14 protein-coding genes and 1 riboswitch are annotated in these 15,133 nt (G+C 62.3%); of the genes, 8 read left to right on the top strand and 6 right to left on the bottom strand.

Features of this window, described 5'->3' with window-relative positions; genetic code table 11:
- Positions 1-82 precede the first annotated feature (82 nt).
- Positions 83-2,155, bottom strand: coding sequence for an MMPL family transporter (locus tag HED64_RS00835; protein WP_168151072.1), 2,073 nt, complete (start codon positions 2,153-2,155; stop codon positions 83-85).
- A gap of 188 nt (positions 2,156-2,343) precedes the next feature.
- Between HED64_RS00835 and HED64_RS00840 the strand changes: the two genes are divergently transcribed.
- The 5 genes from HED64_RS00840 to HED64_RS00860 all read left to right on the top strand — a co-directional run bounded on the left by HED64_RS00840 (position 2,344) and on the right by HED64_RS00860 (position 7,815).
- Positions 2,344-2,808 carry a MarR family winged helix-turn-helix transcriptional regulator gene (locus HED64_RS00840; protein WP_168150257.1) on the top strand — a complete coding sequence of 155 codons (465 nt, stop codon included), beginning with the start codon at positions 2,344-2,346 and terminating at the stop codon, positions 2,806-2,808.
- A gap of 157 nt (positions 2,809-2,965) precedes the next feature.
- Positions 2,966-4,483 carry a glycoside hydrolase family 1 protein gene (locus HED64_RS00845; protein ID WP_168150258.1) on the top strand — a complete coding sequence of 506 codons (1,518 nt, stop codon included), beginning with the start codon at positions 2,966-2,968 and terminating at the stop codon, positions 4,481-4,483.
- A gap of 58 nt (positions 4,484-4,541) precedes the next feature.
- The gene (locus tag HED64_RS00850) at positions 4,542-5,162 is read left to right on the top strand and encodes a LysE family transporter (protein ID WP_168150259.1); all 621 of its coding nucleotides are present in this window, start codon (positions 4,542-4,544) and stop codon (positions 5,160-5,162) included.
- A 126-nt stretch (positions 5,163-5,288) separates the two neighbouring features.
- On the top strand, positions 5,289-5,786 hold the full coding sequence (locus HED64_RS00855; protein WP_281069188.1) for a low molecular weight protein-tyrosine-phosphatase: 498 nt from the start codon (positions 5,289-5,291) through the stop codon (positions 5,784-5,786).
- Positions 5,776-7,815, top strand: coding sequence for a chorismate-binding protein (locus HED64_RS00860; protein WP_342590620.1), 2,040 nt, complete (start codon positions 5,776-5,778; stop codon positions 7,813-7,815). The genes HED64_RS00855 and HED64_RS00860 overlap by 11 nt, the downstream gene beginning before the upstream one ends.
- A 15-nt stretch (positions 7,816-7,830) precedes the next feature.
- On the opposite strand, the gene cls is transcribed toward HED64_RS00860, so the two are convergent.
- Positions 7,831-9,321: a cardiolipin synthase gene (gene cls / locus HED64_RS00865; protein ID WP_210149142.1), complete on the bottom strand. Its 1,491-nt coding sequence runs from the start codon at positions 9,319-9,321 to the stop codon at positions 7,831-7,833.
- A gap of 105 nt (positions 9,322-9,426) precedes the next feature.
- Here cls and HED64_RS00870 point away from each other — a divergent pair, with 105 nt between their 5' ends.
- Positions 9,427-10,302, top strand: a complete 876-nt coding sequence (locus tag HED64_RS00870) for an aminodeoxychorismate lyase (protein ID WP_168151074.1) — start codon at positions 9,427-9,429, stop codon at positions 10,300-10,302.
- Between the two features lie 28 nt (positions 10,303-10,330).
- Positions 10,331-10,798 carry an NUDIX domain-containing protein gene (locus HED64_RS00875; RefSeq protein WP_168150262.1) on the top strand — a complete coding sequence of 156 codons (468 nt, stop codon included), beginning with the start codon at positions 10,331-10,333 and terminating at the stop codon, positions 10,796-10,798.
- A 55-nt stretch (positions 10,799-10,853) separates the two neighbouring features.
- Here the strand turns inward: HED64_RS00875 and HED64_RS00880 are convergent, their stop codons facing one another.
- Together HED64_RS00880 and HED64_RS00885 are read right to left on the bottom strand one after the other, a co-directional pair.
- Entirely contained in the window at positions 10,854-13,229 is a 2,376-nt protein-coding gene (locus HED64_RS00880) for an ATP-binding cassette domain-containing protein (RefSeq protein ID WP_245325585.1), read from the bottom strand.
- A 16-nt stretch (positions 13,230-13,245) separates the two neighbouring features.
- A complete protein-coding gene (locus tag HED64_RS00885) occupies positions 13,246-13,869 on the bottom strand; it encodes an ECF transporter S component (RefSeq protein WP_132359139.1) in 624 nt (207 codons plus the stop codon).
- A gap of 50 nt (positions 13,870-13,919) precedes the next feature.
- Positions 13,920-14,041: riboswitch (TPP riboswitch) on the bottom strand.
- A gap of 71 nt (positions 14,042-14,112) precedes the next feature.
- On the opposite strand from HED64_RS00885, the gene HED64_RS00890 reads away from it, so the two are divergent.
- Positions 14,113-14,367 carry a DUF4235 domain-containing protein gene (locus HED64_RS00890; protein ID WP_168150263.1) on the top strand — a complete coding sequence of 85 codons (255 nt, stop codon included), beginning with the start codon at positions 14,113-14,115 and terminating at the stop codon, positions 14,365-14,367.
- Between the two features lie 93 nt (positions 14,368-14,460).
- Here the strand turns inward: HED64_RS00890 and mnhG are convergent, their stop codons facing one another.
- Positions 14,461-14,868 carry a monovalent cation/H(+) antiporter subunit G gene (mnhG, locus tag HED64_RS00895; protein ID WP_132359143.1) on the bottom strand — a complete coding sequence of 136 codons (408 nt, stop codon included), beginning with the start codon at positions 14,866-14,868 and terminating at the stop codon, positions 14,461-14,463.
- On the bottom strand, positions 14,868-15,131 hold the full coding sequence (locus tag HED64_RS00900; RefSeq protein WP_210149144.1) for an MrpF/PhaF family protein: 264 nt from the start codon (positions 15,129-15,131) through the stop codon (positions 14,868-14,870). Before HED64_RS00900 ends, mnhG begins: the two co-directional genes overlap by 1 nt.
- Positions 15,132-15,133: the final 2 nt, after the last annotated feature.

Raw genomic sequence — 15,133 nt, forward strand, 5'->3', positions numbered from 1 at the left:
CTTCGGGCACAAAAATCGCACCTTACCGATCTACAAGTATCCAGCTTAGCAGTACCCCGCCCACCGCCCAACGAGAGTTCCGTTACCTTTTGGAGCCCAGCTTGCTCGGCCACCAAACTTTTTGACCGATGTCGTGCACCAGTGCAGGTACCAACAGCGACCTGACCACCAAGGTGTCAAGCAGGACTCCGAAGGCCACGATGAAGCCCAGCTGCAACAGGAACATGATGGGGATGATGCCCAACGCCGCAAACGTAGCGGCAAGAACCACTCCGGCGGAGGTGATCACCCCTCCGGTGACCGCGAGCCCGCGAAGCACACCGTTGCGCGTGCCGTGGATGAGTGACTCCTCGCGGACCCGAGTCATCAAGAAGATGTTGTAGTCCACGCCCAGTGCGACGAGGAATACAAAACCAAAGAGCGGAACCGACGGATCGGCGCCTGCGAAATCAAAGATGCCATTAAAGACCCAGGCCGAAACGCCCATCGCCGTCCCGTAGGACAGCACAGTGGTCGCCACCAGGAGCAGTGGGGCAAGAATCGAGCGCAGCAGCAACATCAGGATAATGAGGATGGCCAGAAGAATCAGCGGGATGATCTTCAGCAGATCGGCCTGTGCCGTGGTGGCTGTGTCGCTCAGTGTTGCCGTCGTTCCGCCGACCAGGGCTTCGGAGTCCTGCCCATGAGCAATGTCCCGGACGTTGAGCAACGTCGCCTTGGCCGCGTCGGAGTCCGCGGGATCATCCAGGGTGATGGAGAACAACACTCGACCTTCAACAACCTGTGGATCGCGGCCAGCCTGGGCCACCGCCGGCCCACCATCGGCAGCCTGAATATAGGCCGAGGCCACCCCATCGCTGGCCTCCAGCAACGGCAGCAGGTCAGCGGCAGCCGACTCTTCCACCACCGCGAACAGCGGACTCCCGGTCCCACCAGGGAAATGCTCACCCAGGGCAACTTGCCCGTCCCGGGAGTCGGTCTGCCCCAAGACAATGTCGCTCTGCGGAACACCGGATGCCTTGAGCTGAGTCAATCCCAAGGCGCCCGCCGCCAACACCAGTGCCGTCAGCACCCAAATGGGTCGCGGGTGACGAGCGACAAATGCCGCAATTCGTCCCCACAAGCCAGCTGGCAGTTCTTCGGGGGCCAACTCGGGTGTCGGTTTGGGCATAAATGGCCAGTAAGCGGCTCGTCCCAAAAGGGCAAGCACCGCTGGCAGGAAGGTCAGTGCGGCAATCACCGAGAGCACGATGCCGCTGGCCCCGATGGGACCCAGTGCCTTGTTCGAGTTCAGGTCGGAGAAGAGCAGGCACAACAAGCCGACCGTCACGGTACCGCCGGATGCAAGAATCGGTTCAACCGAACGCTTCCACGCGGTCAAGACAGCTTGCCAGCGATCCTGCCCCAGAGCCAGGGCCTCCTTGTGTCTGGCGACTAGCAACAGTGAATAATCGGTCGCCGCACCAATCACCAGGATGGAAAGAATGCCTTGGCTCTGGCCGTCGAGCCGGATCCAGCCTTCCTTGGCCATAAAGTACATGGCCAGAACCGCGGCACAGAGGGCGGCCACGGCAGTGAAGAGCACCGTGAGCGGCAGCAGTACCGAGCGATACACCAGCAGAAGGATCACGAAGACGGCACCGAGTGCCACACCCAGCAATACCCCATCGATTCCACCAAAGGCTTCCACCAAATCCGCACTGAATCCTGCCGGACCCGTGACATAGGTTCGGATTCCAGCAGGTGCGCTATCGGTGAGTTCGGTACGGAGGGTGTCAACGGCGGCGTCAACCTCAGCCTGACCGTTTAACGGCAGAACCCATTCGGCGGCCAATCCGTCCTCGGAGAGGAAGGGTCCGGCCACGTCACCGTCGAGGTCGCCAGACTTCGATAGCGTCGTGCTCAGATCCTTGATGGTGGCCTCATCAAGTTTTGTCTCGCCCACCACGACCACAACAGCGGGAATGGCGTCGGAGGTGCGGAACTTGCTTTGCCATTCCAGGGCCCGTGTTGCCTCGGCGCTGGCTGGCAGGAACGCGGCCTGGTCGTTGGTCTGCACGTCGCCGAGTTTCCCGAACGTCGGTCCACCCACTGCCGAGACTCCCAGCCAGAGTGCCACCAAGACAGCCGCCAGCAGGGCCCTGATCCATCTCATGCTTATGCGGGTTGTGGACCCGGGTTCCTTCTGGTGGTGCCCGACATGTTTGCCGGTGCCCTGGGGCTGATCGATCACGAGTTTCTCCTCTTATGCTTCGGCCTAAGCCCGAATGCTTTGCAAGACGTTAACTTAGATAGTATTTCCACAATGGAACTAATTCAAGTTGACCCACTACACTTGTTGCCATGGATTCCACCGCTTCTTTCGACCTCATCTTGCTGCTACAAGAATTCGGTCAGGCGTCGGATAGGTATGTGGAAGCAACCGGCTCCCTCCACAAAACCCACCGCACCGAAATGAACGCCCTGGCGCTGATCATGCGCCTCGAGCGCGCCGGCACCCCACCGACACCCGGCGAAATCTCCCGCGCCCTACAGCTCAGTTCTCCCGCTACCAGCGCCATGCTTGGCCGGCTCGAACGCCGGGGACACATCGAGCGACTGCAGATCGACAAGGACCGCCGAGTACAGCGCATCAAATTGACGCCCCTAGCGCTCGCCGACGGACGAGCCATGTTTGTCCCCCTAGCAGAATCCATGCGCGAGGTCATCTCCCATTACAGCTCCGCAGAGGTGGAGCTCATCTCACGTTTCATGGCCCAGGCCACCGCCGGGGTCGATCGGGCACACAGTACGGGGCCTGAAGACTGACCACGTTTCGGATCGGCGCTCCCTCCTCGGCGAGCGCCGCTCCGCAGGCCCCGAGGTGGAAAGTTCACCATGGATCAAAAGGGCATTGCCCACTAGGCTCGGAATCACCACCCACCGTGCCATGTGCCGCCCACCAATGAGTGAGGATCGCCCCATCATGACCGATCGCCCCCGCACGAACCCCACCTCGAACCTAGCCGCCCCGTACAACACGGCCGAAGAACTCCACTTCCCACCGAGTTTCAGCTTCGGTTCGGCCACCGCAGCCTTCCAGATTGAGGGCGGCAGCCATGAGGACGGCCGCGAGGATTCGATCTGGGACACCTTCGCTCGGGTACCGGGAGCCGTCTTCGAGGGGCATGACGGTTCAATTGCCGCCGACCACTATCACCGAATGCCACAGGATGTGGCACTCATGGCGGATCTGGGGCTCGACACCTACAGGTTCTCCACCTCCTGGGCGCGGATCAAGCCCGGGGACCGCGGACTGAATCCACAGGGCATGGACTTCTACTCCCGCCTGGTTGATGAACTGCTGGAACACGGGATCACCCCCTGGCTCACGCTCTATCACTGGGATCTGCCACAGGCCTTGCAGGAACACGGTGGCTGGGCCAACCGCGACACCGCCTACCGTTTTGCCGACTACGCCGTGGAAGTATTTGATCATCTGGGCGACCGCGTTAAACAGTGGACAACACTCAACGAACCCTGGTGTTCCTCCTTCCTCTCTTACGCCGCCGGTGAGCATGCCCCGGGCCACACCAACCCGGCCGAGGCTGTGGCCGCCGCGCACCATCTGCTCTTGGGCCACGGGCTGGCCACCTCGGCCATGCGCGAAGCCGCCACCAAGGATCAGCAGCTGGGGATCACCCTGAACTTCACCGTCGCGGATCCTCACGATCCAACCAACGAGGCGGACATTGATGCCGCGCGGCGCATCGATGGCTCCTTCAACCGCGTATTCTTGGACCCCATCTTCCGCGGTCAGTACCCCGCCGATGTTCTCCACGACATGGCAGCGGCAGGGCTAGAACAACATATTCAGGGCAACGACTTGGAAATCATTGCCACCCCCATCGACATGCTCGGGGTCAACTACTACAACGGGGTGCAGGTCACCGCCCCCCAGACTCCCCCGGTCCCGGAATCGGCATTAACCTTCCCCTCCGAGCGTGGGCTACTGCGCCGCTCCCCCGCGGTCGGCAGTGAACGGGTGCGGGACCGCTCTCGTTCACTGCCACAAACCGCCATGGGCTGGGAGGTGCAACCCGAGGGCCTGGAACGATTGCTCCTCCGCTTGCAGGAGCACTACACCGGTCCCGCGGGCATCCCGATGGTGATCACCGAGAATGGCGCCGCCTACAACGATGAGCCAGATGCCGCGGGTTTTGTTGATGACACCAAGGACCGCTTGGCCTTCATCGACGCGCATCTGCGAGCCACGCACCGCGCCATCTCCCGCGGGGCCGATGTCCGCGGGTATCTGCTCTGGTCATTACTGGATAACTTCGAGTGGGCCTTTGGCTACGGCAAACGCTTCGGGATCGTGCGCGTGGACTACAAGACGCAAGCGCGCATTCCCAAGGCATCGGCCCGCTGGTACGCGGACGTGGCCCGCTCCCACACCGTCCCAGCCATCTCCCCGGGGTCCAGAGATCACCGAAACATATGACTCCACGGTCTGTGGCCACGATGAAAGGTGTCTGTCGGTGCTCATCTAAACTGTTTGAGTGACACTTTCCTTATGGCTTTCCCTGCTTGGCGCCTCCACCTTGATCAGCTTCACTCCCGGAGCCGGGGCAATCAACACCATGACCAACTCCATGAATTCGGGCTTCCGCCGATCCCTGTGGGGCATCATGGGCCAACAGTCCGCGTTGTTGGTCCATGTGGTGATTGTTGCCGCTGGCGTGGGCCTACTGGTCTCCCGCTCCGAGCTGGCCTTCACGGTCATCCGCTATGCGGGTGCCGGATACCTGATATATCTGGGGATTCGGCTCATCCTTGCCAAGGCCACCGGATCTCAGGCGCTGGATACGAGTGACCGCGAACCGGCCTTCTCGATGTTCCGGCGTGGATTCTGGGTCAACCTGCTTAATCCCAAGGCCATCGTCTTCTTCTTGGCCTTCACCCCGCAGTTCATCCGCCTTGATGCCCCACCGGTGCCGCAGTATCTCATCTTCATCGGAACCATTGTTGCCGTGGACATCATGGTCATGTGGTTCTTTTTTGCTGCCACCGCCAAGAGCTTTTCTCGCTTCACCGCCACCGAACGCGGGCAACGGATCCTGAACCTGTCCTTCGGCACACTATTCATCTTTGTTGCCGCCCTGCTGGTCTTCATCCACTGATCCGCCACAACTCGGTGTTGTAAGGCCCATGGACGAAGGGCACAATCCGATAACCATCCGTACCCGTCGTGTTTATGCCTGTCACTAGGTGCGTAAGGGCCCTAGACTAAAACCATGTTCCGGATAATGACAGTGTGCACGGGCAACATCTGCCGGTCCCCCATGGCCGAGTACATGATTCGCACAGCCCTCGACGATGCGGGAATCACCGACGTCTCGGTCGAATCCGCCGGCATCAGCGACGGCGAAGCGGGTCAACCCATCGACCCACGGGCCGCCGCCATTCTGCAGTCCCACGGTATGAATGCCGAGCGGCACCGGGCCAGCGTTCTGGATGAGGAAACCATCTCCGGGGTGGACCTGTTACTGGCCATGGACCAGGATCACTTCAACGCGCTGGGCAAGCTGCTACCCACCGATGCCACTGCCCCGCACCCCCAACTACGCATGATGCGTTCCTTCGATTCCACCCTCGCCAGCGCCCCGGTAGAAGGCCAAGGCATCTATGACCCGTGGTTCGGCGATTCGGCCGACTTCCGCCTGTGCTGGCAAATGATCAATGCTGCCCTACCGGGAGTGCTCGACTACGTGCGCGCCCACATCATGCCCCAACGTGGCAACTAGCCCCGTACTGGTCCTTGGCATCGATGGCCGCTCCGGCGCCGGAAAAAGCACGCTTGCCGCCGAGTTGGCCACCCAGTTACGCCGCCACCGTGAGGTAGCGCTCTTCCACCTTGAGGACATCTACCCCGGTTGGGATGGTCTGAAGGCAGGAACCGAAGATTACGTCGACCAGGTTCTGACACCACTGGCCCGCGGCGACGCCGCGGCATGGAAAAGCTGGGACTGGAACACCAACTCCTTCGGGCCGACTTCCACCCTTGATTCTGCCCCGGTGATCATCATCGAGGGCGTTGGGGCAGGATGCGCCGCCGCCCGCGAATTACTTGATGTACTGATCTACGTCCAGGTCCCCGATGCCACCCGCAAGCAGCGGGCGCTGGAGCGCGACGGGGAGATTTTTGCCGCGCACTGGGAGCAGTGGGCTGAGCAGGAAAACCTCTACCTGAGCGCCGACCCGGTACCAGAACATGCAGATATCACGGTGGACAACCGGGCGGATGGTTCCGCCCCGACCCATGTCTTGCGGGCACTGCTCACCCTGCCCGCCGCACAGGTGGTCATGGCCGCCGAGCGGGCCGAGGCTGCGGCGCTTGCCCCGGAGCATCGCTGCCTGACCGCGGCACCGGATGCCGCGGCGCTTTTTGCTGCACTTTACCCCGAGGAGCAGCACGCAGTGCTCCTTGAATCCAGCAACCTCAGTTTTGCCGATCCTCGCGCCCGCAACAGGTACTCGATCATGGCCGCCGCCACCACCGATGCCTGCGCCGTGTACGAACACCGCGCCGGCTCCGGGGTGCTGCGCACCGGAAGTGCCACGGCACGCACCTCCGCCGGATTCTTCAGCTGGCTGGCTTCGGCCTGGGATACCGGTGCTACGCTGCCCGGGGCTCCTTCATTGCCGTTTCTCCCCGGATGGCTGGGATATCTGGGGTATGAACTCAAACGCGAAACCGGAGGCAGCAACAACCCCGCCGCAGCCAGTGACGCACAGCCACCGGATGCGGCACTGATCCGCCCCGCTCAGGTGGTCATCATCGATCACCACAGCGACACCGTGCACCTGCTCGCCTCCCCGGAAAGCGACACGACGGCGTTTTTTGCCCGCGTCAGCACGCTCCTCGAACAGCTTGGGGCCTGCCTACCTCCGGCACTACCGGTATCGCTCGCCCCACAATTCAGCGTGCGAGATCACCGCGAAAGCTACCTGGCCAAGGTACTGGCTGCCAAGGAACAGATTTGGCTCGGTAATAGCTATGAGGTCTGCCTGACCACCTCGCTACATGCCGCAGCCGTCCCCTGCACCCCATGGGATAACTACCTGCTCCTGCGTGAGCGCAACCCCGCACCCTTCGCTCATTACCTGCGTTTCGGGGACCTGGCGGTCGCCAGCACCTCCCCCGAACGCTTCCTCTCGGTCGGTACCGAGGGCTGGTTACGGGCCGAACCCATCAAGGGAACCCGGCCACGCGGACAAACCGCGCAGGAGGATGCCGCACTGATCCACGAGCTGGAGACATCTCCCAAGGATCGCGCGGAAAACATCATGATCGTTGATCTCTTGCGCAATGACCTCTCCCACTTCGCCCAACCCGGCACGCTGTCGGTGCCACGACTGTGCGCCATCGAGTCCTACGCCACCGTCCACCAGATGGTCTCCACCATCGACGCGAAACTACGCCCCGGTGCCCCGCGCGCCGAGGCCATCGCCGCGGCATTCCCGGCCGGGTCAATGACCGGTGCGCCAAAGGTTTCGACCATGGCCATCCTTGATTCCTTGGAAGATGGTCAGGCCCGCGGGCTCTATTCAGGATCCGTCGGTTACTTTTCCGCCACCGGGGCAGCGGATCTTTCGGTGGTCATCCGCACGCTGGTGATGCTCAGGAATAAGCATGCCGAAACCTGGGACCTGAGCCTCGGTGTGGGCGGGGCCATCACCGCAGATTCGGACCCGCAGGAGGAGTGGGACGAGGTACGCACCAAGGCCTTTGGTGTGCTCTCTGCCCTCGGCTCGGTTTTCCCCGGCGAGTGAGCACAGCGCGCCCAGCTATTGCAGGGTGGCCGAAAGCCGTGCCACGTTATCGATCCAACGGCTGAAGATCGAGCGTTGCTTCCACTGAGCCAGCGTCAGCTCGGTGGAATTGGCCCGGTACCCGTCCTGGACCTTCATCAGCTCGCTGACCAGATCCGCACCCAGCAGCATCAGCGTGATCTCAAGATTTAGCGAGAAGGAGCGCATGTCCATATTCGAGGAGCCCATCACCACCACCTCGTCGTCGACCGCCATGCATTTTGAATGCAGCACCGCCGGTGCGTGGTACCGGTAGATGCGCACCCCCGCCCGCAACAAGGCCTCGTAATAGGACTGCTGGGCGTGCTGGACCAGAGCCTGGTCACCTTTTTCACAGACGAAGAGTTCCACCGCCACACCACGCTGGGCGGCGGTGGTGATGGCGTAGAGCAGCGAGTCGTCGGGAACGAAGTAGGGGCTGGTGATCGAGAGACGTTCGGTGGCCGAATAGATCAGGGTGTTGAAGAGTCGCAAGTTATTCTCCGCGTCGAACCCCGGCCCGCTGGGTACCAGCTGACCAATGTCCTCACCCGCGTCGGTGTCCAGGTTCTCATCCCCATGATCCTGGACCAGGTCCTGGAGCAGGTCTTCATCGGTTTCCTGCGACCAGTCGGTGGCAAAAACGACGTCGAGGCTCGTGACCAGGGGGCCTCGAACCTTCACCATGAGTTCGACCCACTGCCGGCCGATGGCGTGGGCACTGGCCCGCTTGTAGCCCGGCTCGATAAGGTTCTGACTTCCGGTGAAGGCCACCGAGCCATCAACGACCACAATCTTGCGATGATTACGCAGATCCGGGCGACGCCACCGGCGTTGGAAGGGTGCCAGGGGCAGCATCCGACGCCATAAGATCCCCGAGGTGCTCATCCGCTTCACCAGCGATCGATAGCCCTTGACGCGTATTGTCCCCAGGTGATCAAAGAGCACGCGGACCTTCACCCCGCGCTCGACCGCGCGTTCGAGCGCATCGAGGATCGGTTCCACATAATTCTCATCTAACCCGATGATGTAGAACTGCACGTGAACGTAGTGTTGGGCCTTGTCGATTTCCAGGCGCATCTGATCCAAGGATTCGCGGTAGCCGGTAATAAATTCCACGGCATTACCCGATTGCAACGGCAAGGCGCCCAGGGTCCTATTGAGTTCGACCGCCGAGCTCACCCAATCGGGGGCATCCGGTGCCCACCGCTCCCCAATGAGGTGCTGGGTGGCGTCAAGGATGGTCTGGTTGACTCGACTCTGGCGCTCGATGCGGCGGCGCGAAAGTTTGATGTTGGCCATCATGAGATAGAGCAGTAACCCAAAGCCCGGCAACAGGAAGATGGTCAGCAGCCACGCCATCGCGGTGGTCGGTCGCCTGTTCCCCGGCACAACACCGATCATCAGGATCCTGATCGTGAGCTCCACACCGACGGCGATTGACCACAGGGCGGCCCAAATATTCACCGCGTCGTTGCCCTCGCTCATTCAGGCCCCTCCTTGCCAGCGGGCGTTTACCCGATGGATCTCAGCCTACCGGCAGCAGTCGATGAACGCAGCGCAGAGCACCCCGACGGCGGTAATCTGGTATCCATGACTGCACTTGTGTTCCTTGACGCCGACGTTTCTACCGGCCGTATCGCCAACGCCGCCACCGCCCAGCTCTCCGTGCTTGACCAAGGGGTGACGCGCGGGGACGGGATTTTCGAATCGATGCTCTACACCAAGGGGGTGGTGCGCAAGATTGATGCTCACCTCGCGCGGTTGCGCGTCTCGGCATCAACCTGCGACCTCATCCTCCCCCACGAGGAGCGCTGGCGCGCGGCCATCAGCACCGCCGTGGCCGCCTTTGATGCGGCGACTCCGAGCGACGAAGCGGTAGTGAAACTGGTGGCCACCCGTGGCCCCGAGGGCACCTCGGAGGGAACCTGCTGGGTGATGGTCTCCGCCGCCGCCGAATCAGGGCGCTTGCAGCGTGAGAACGGCGTTTCGGTAATGCTGCTGGATCGCGGTTATGACTCGCGGGCCGCCGAGCGCGCCCCCTGGTTGCTCATGGGTGCCAAGACGCTGTCTTATGCGGTGAACATGGCCGCCCTGCGCCACGCCAAAAAGCAGGGAGTGGACGAGGTCATCTTCACCTCCAGCGACGGCATTGTGCTGGAGGGCCCGACCTCAACGGTTTTGCTGGCCCACCGAGACGGAGATATCAAGCGATTGATCACCCCGACCCTGGAAACGGGGATCCTGCCGGGAACCACGCAGGGGGCCATTTTTGAGGCGGCTCGTGCGGCCGGGTGGGAATTGGGTTACGGACCGTTGACCCCCGAACACCTGATGGATGCCGATGGCGTGTGGCTGGTCTCCAGCATCCGGCTGCTCGCTCCGGTGAATTCCATCGACGGCACCACGCTGACGCTGGATCGGGAATTGCACGCCGAACTCACCGCCATGGTTAACAACATCGCCTAGGCACGGCACCAACAAATCGGGAGATACCGTGAGCCAAGCCTTGGTGCAGTTGGTCCCCGCCTCCTACGTGGTTTTTCTGCGTGGGGATCAGGTCTTGCTCCAATTGCGGCAGAATACCGGGTTCCTTGATGGGCACTGGGCGTGCGCGGCCGCCGGGCATGTGGAGGCGGGTGAATCCGCCTCCGCTGCGGCGGTGCGCGAAGCCAGTGAGGAAATGGGTGTGCGGATTCGTCCCAACGATCTGCTCCCACTGTGCACGCTGCATCGCAGTAATTCTGGGAGATCACCGCGCGGTGAACGTGTTGACTTCTTTTTCCGTGCCACCGTCTGGGAGGGCAGTGCCACCATCATGGAACCGGACAAATGCGCCGACCTGCAGTGGTTTGATCTGGCTCGGTTACCGGAGCCCATGCCCGAGCACGAACGCTTTGTTCTAGATCATCTGGCCGCTGGCACCCTGCCGGCGATCGCTTCGCTGGGCTTTGGCGAGGGCTGATTATGCACATAGGTCGGTGGCACCAGTTGTGCCACCGACCCTTGTGCAGCGTTTACTACGCCCAGAGCAGGTTCCAGGTTCCCATTAGCATGGCCGCGATGGTGGCTCCGACTCCCACGAGCAGCCCGACCGCCACGACTCCGGCATCACGCAAGGTATAGGTGGAGGCCCGCAACCAGGTCCGCTCGCTGGTCCCGAATCCCTTGGCTTCCATGGTCACCGCCAACCGCGATGCCCGACGGATTCCCTGAACCAATAACCCGAAAACCTGGCCCAGGTTGGCGCGCAGACGAGCGGTGAGCGAACCGCGTGCGCCCACTCCACGGGCCCGCCGGGCCATGCCCAGGGTGGTCCATTCCTCGATCAGCAATCCCAGCAGCCGCATGCCGGCCAGCGCGCCAAGCACAAAGCGGTGTGGCAGTTTGGCCTTCTGTGCCAGCGCGTTCGCCAGATCGGTGGGGTCGGTGGTGAAGAGCACCAAGACCGCCGGGATGGCCACGGCAAAGGCGCGCAGACCCGTCGCGATGCCGGCCTCCACCGACCCCTGGGTGATGGTGAAGATTCCGAGATTCACTAGTAGTGCCCCGGAGTCGTTTCCCACCAGGGCTGTGCCCCAGGCGCCAAAGAGCGCCGCCACCAGCAATGGCCAGCCGCGGGCGGCAAAGCGGGTGATGGACAGTCCCGCCAGCGGAAGTGCCAGCAGGGTGCCCAGGACTACCAAACCGCTGGAGACGGCATCCATGGAAACGATCAGCGGGAGGGTCGCCAGGATCACCGCGACCAGCTTGGCCAGCGGGTTGGCCTTGCCCAGGAAGCTGGCGCTTCCGCGGGCATCTGCCTCCAATAATCCCGCCGGTGCCTTCTGCGCGGAATCGGATACCGTTTCCGGGCGGGCAGCAGGCTCCAGCACAAAGCTGTGGGCACCCAAGGCGTCGGCAAAATCCTGATCGTGGGTCACCGCGATGATCGCAGTTCCGCTGCTGAGCTCCTCACGCAGCAGCTGGGCCAGTTCGCGCCAGGTGTTGGCGTCTTGGCCAAAGGTTGGTTCATCGAGAATCAGCACCCGCGGAGAGGCAGCCAACACCGTGGCGACGGAGAGTCGCCGTTTCTCCCCACCGGAGAGGGTGAACGGGTTGGCCTCGGCGAGGTGTTCCAGCCCCAGACGTTCCAAGAGCGCGGAGACCTTCGCCTCGATCTGTTCTACGCTAAAGAGTGCCTTGCCGTTGGTCGGATCGGTGGCGTGAGCCGGCCCGAAGGCCAGTTCCTCTCGCACCGTATTGGTCACAAATTGGTGTTCTGGTTCCTGAAAGACCGAGCCAATGCGGCCCACCAGTTCCGCTGCCCGCCAGTTATATGGCCTATTTTCACCGCCTGCGGCGAGCTCCTTGGCGGCCAGGATGCTCCCGGAGGCTTGGGGCAATAGTCCGCCCAGGGTCAGGGCGAAGGTTGATTTCCCTGACCCGTTGGCCCCACTGATACACCATGCCTCGGAGCTCTTGATGCGCAGCGAAAGGTTACTGGCGGCGGGCGCCCCGCCGCGATGTCGGCTCACCGAAACGTCGCTGGCCTCCAACAATAATGCGCCGCGGCCTTGAGACACCGGCAGCGGATCGAGCATCGGGGTGTAACCGGGGACCCAGACTCCGGCGTTGCTCAGTTCCTCGGCAATGGCTCCGGGGGCAAAAAGTTCCGCGGGGGTTCCCTGATGGGCGACTCCCCCGCCAGGTTCCAAGACGATCACCGTATCCATGTGTTCTGCCCATGCATCGAGGCGATGTTCCACCACCACGAGTGTTGCCCCGCTGGCGTTCACGGCACTGATGACCGCATCACGCACCTCCAGCACCCCGTCCGGGTCCAGGTTGGCGGTGGGTTCATCGAGCAGCACCAGCCCCGGGCCCATGGCCAGGATCCCGGCCAGGGCCAAACGCTGCTTTTGTCCGCCGGAAAGGGCAGCGGTGCGGTGATCTAGTGGCACCTCAAGGCCCACCGCGGCAAGCGCCTCGGTGATGCGTCGGGCGATTTCCTCCGGTTCAACGCAGAGGTTTTCGGCGCCAAAGGCCACATCGTCCCCGACCCGGGCCTGGACCACCTGAGTTTCGGGGTCCTGCTGCATCAGTCCTACCAAGCCGCGGCCCAACCCCGCGGGGGCACCGTCAAGAAGCAGCTCGCCCTCCGAATGGGCTTCGTCATCCTCGTGCAGGACACCGGCCAGCGCGTAGAGCAGCGTGGATTTTCCCGCGCCGGAGGGCCCGGCCAGAAGGACCCTGGACCCGGCGGGGATCTGAAGATTCAGACCCGAAAGCGCTGGGGCAGCACGGTCCGCATGTCTCCAGCCCCAATTTTTGGCGCTGATAGACACGGCCGTGGCGTTCGGGCGCAATGGCCGGTTTCCACTTTCCGCGGCATGCAACATCGATGCGGTTCCCATGAGGTGCTCCGCGGTCCTAGAGGATCGGCTCGGTGGCTGCCCTGCGGCTGGACAGCGCTCCCAGTGCACCGGTCTTGGCCAGTGCACGGGTACCGAAGAAGGAGAGCAGTCCGGCGATGATGACACCGGAAATGGTCATGAATACCACGTAGATCACCAGCATGTTGGTGGTGTATTCGGGGAACCAACGGAAAATGAAGGCGTCATTGATGCCGCCGAATAATCCGGTGGCGGCCCCGGCCAGCAGGGCAACGGGCAGGTTGTAGCGGCGGTAGCGGAACGCGGCGAAGACCGCTTCGGCGCCCAATCCCTGAATCAGTCCGGAGACCAGCACGGTCCAGGAGTATTCGGAGCCCAGTAGGGCCGAGACCAAGGCTGCGACCATTTCGCAGAAGAGCGCGGCGCCGGGCTTGCGAATGATCAGTGCGCCGAGGACCGCGGGAAATAGCCACATTCCGGACAGCAGTGCCGAGGACGGCGGGAAGGCCAAAAAGAGTACATCTAGCAGATGGTGCCCGGTGTTCCAGGCCCAGAAGATGACGCCGGATGAAACGGCGATCACTGCGGCAATAACAATGTCAACCACTCGCCAGGTTGCTGGCGCCGAAGATTGCCCGGTGGGTTGGTGGGTGGTGCTCATGGTGATGATCCTCCTTGGATACAAGGAGGGGAGGGAAAACCGTTACTGGCACCCCTGAGAACTCGACTTCCTTCGCCGGTACTAGCCGGAGCAGGTTCGAGGGTCTGCGACTATTCGCACTCTCAGCGCCTACAGCGAATAACTTCGCTGCGACGCTCCCCTGTCGTGATGGTTTCAGTTGTTCGATGCTACCTCACGATAGGCTGGGGAAGGTAAAATTTTCGCCAGACGTCGGGAGAGCCCATGAACAGCTTAATGAAACTAATCGGTCCGGCCATTTCTCTTGCCGCAGGCTTCCTTGGAGGAAAGCTCGTTGACAAGGCATGGATGGGTTTCACCGGTCAGCAGCCGCCCAAACGCGGCAACAAGGAAGCCCAGGCCGAGGCCAGTATGCGTCAAATCATCGGCTTCGCAGTTCTTTCGGCCATCACCGCTGCCCTCATTCAGGTGTTCACCGACCGCGGCACCCAGAAGGCCATCGCTCGCTTCACCAAGTAGTCTCCTGCCGGCGGCGGCCTTCGCCCCGCTGATATAGCGAAGGGGACAAGAACTCGCGTTCTTGTCCCCTTCGCTGTCTCTGGCGGAGTCTTTTTAATCGATAAAGTCCGTGCGGTCCGTCGAGGGCTTGGTCACGTTCTCGTGGTCCTCGCGCTCCCCCGCTGCGGCCACCACCGCGGCCAATTCATCGGTGACGAGAGTTTCACGCTTCAGGTGACGCGTGCGATAGCCCGCCCGACCCACCATGTGCGCGGAGATGGGCGCGGTGAGCAGCTGCAACAACCAGGCCAAGATGAGCACCGGCACTACGGACCAGGAGCGCAGCTCCAGGGCCAGGGCACTGAGCAGCAGTAACAGGCCCAGCACCTGCGGCTTGGTGGCCGCATGCAGGCGCGAGAGCAGGTCCGGGAAGCGGAGCATGCCAATCCCCGCGGCCAGGGACATCATGCAGCCCAGAATCATAAAGGTCCCGGCAATAACGTCAATGATGGTGTCCCACATCAGGCGTTCCTCCGATCCGTCACAAAGCGCGAGACCGTCACCGAGCCGACAAAGCCGACGATCGCGGCCAGCAACACGAAGATCAGATTGTCGATGTGCCGATTCACCGTCATCTCAATGCAGAGCGCCGCGGAGACGATGAGCAGCAAAACGTCGGTAGCGATGACACGTTCCAGAATCGATGGCCCCTTGGCGAGCCGAATGATGGCCAAGGCTCCGGCAATCGAGAGCATCACGCCGCAAATCCACAAGACAATGTGCATGA

This window comes from Paeniglutamicibacter terrestris (assembly GCF_012271785.1).
GTDB classification, from domain to species: Bacteria; Actinomycetota; Actinomycetes; order Actinomycetales; family Micrococcaceae; genus Paeniglutamicibacter; species Paeniglutamicibacter terrestris.

What these genes read in the sequence shown, in the direction of transcription:
- HED64_RS00835 (WP_168151072.1), bottom strand. Translation starts at nt 2,155, where the DNA reads ATGAGATGGATCAGGGCCCTGCTGGCGGCTGTCTTGGTGGCACTCTGG.
- HED64_RS00840 (WP_168150257.1), top strand. Translation starts at nt 2,344, where the DNA reads ATGGATTCCACCGCTTCTTTCGACCTCATCTTGCTGCTACAAGAATTC.
- HED64_RS00845 (WP_168150258.1), top strand. Translation starts at nt 2,966, where the DNA reads ATGACCGATCGCCCCCGCACGAACCCCACCTCGAACCTAGCCGCCCCG.
- HED64_RS00855 (WP_281069188.1), top strand. Translation starts at nt 5,289, where the DNA reads ATGACAGTGTGCACGGGCAACATCTGCCGGTCCCCCATGGCCGAGTAC.
- cls (WP_210149142.1), bottom strand. Translation starts at nt 9,321, where the DNA reads ATGAGCGAGGGCAACGACGCGGTGAATATTTGGGCCGCCCTGTGGTCA.
- HED64_RS00870 (WP_168151074.1), top strand. Translation starts at nt 9,427, where the DNA reads ATGACTGCACTTGTGTTCCTTGACGCCGACGTTTCTACCGGCCGTATC.
- HED64_RS00880 (WP_245325585.1), bottom strand. Translation starts at nt 13,229, where the DNA reads ATGGGAACCGCATCGATGTTGCATGCCGCGGAAAGTGGAAACCGGCCA.
- HED64_RS00885 (WP_132359139.1), bottom strand. Translation starts at nt 13,869, where the DNA reads ATGAGCACCACCCACCAACCCACCGGGCAATCTTCGGCGCCAGCAACC.
- HED64_RS00890 (WP_168150263.1), top strand. Translation starts at nt 14,113, where the DNA reads ATGAACAGCTTAATGAAACTAATCGGTCCGGCCATTTCTCTTGCCGCA.
- mnhG (WP_132359143.1), bottom strand. Translation starts at nt 14,868, where the DNA reads ATGTGGGACACCATCATTGACGTTATTGCCGGGACCTTTATGATTCTG.
- HED64_RS00900 (WP_210149144.1), bottom strand. Translation starts at nt 15,131, where the DNA reads ATGCACATTGTCTTGTGGATTTGCGGCGTGATGCTCTCGATTGCCGGA.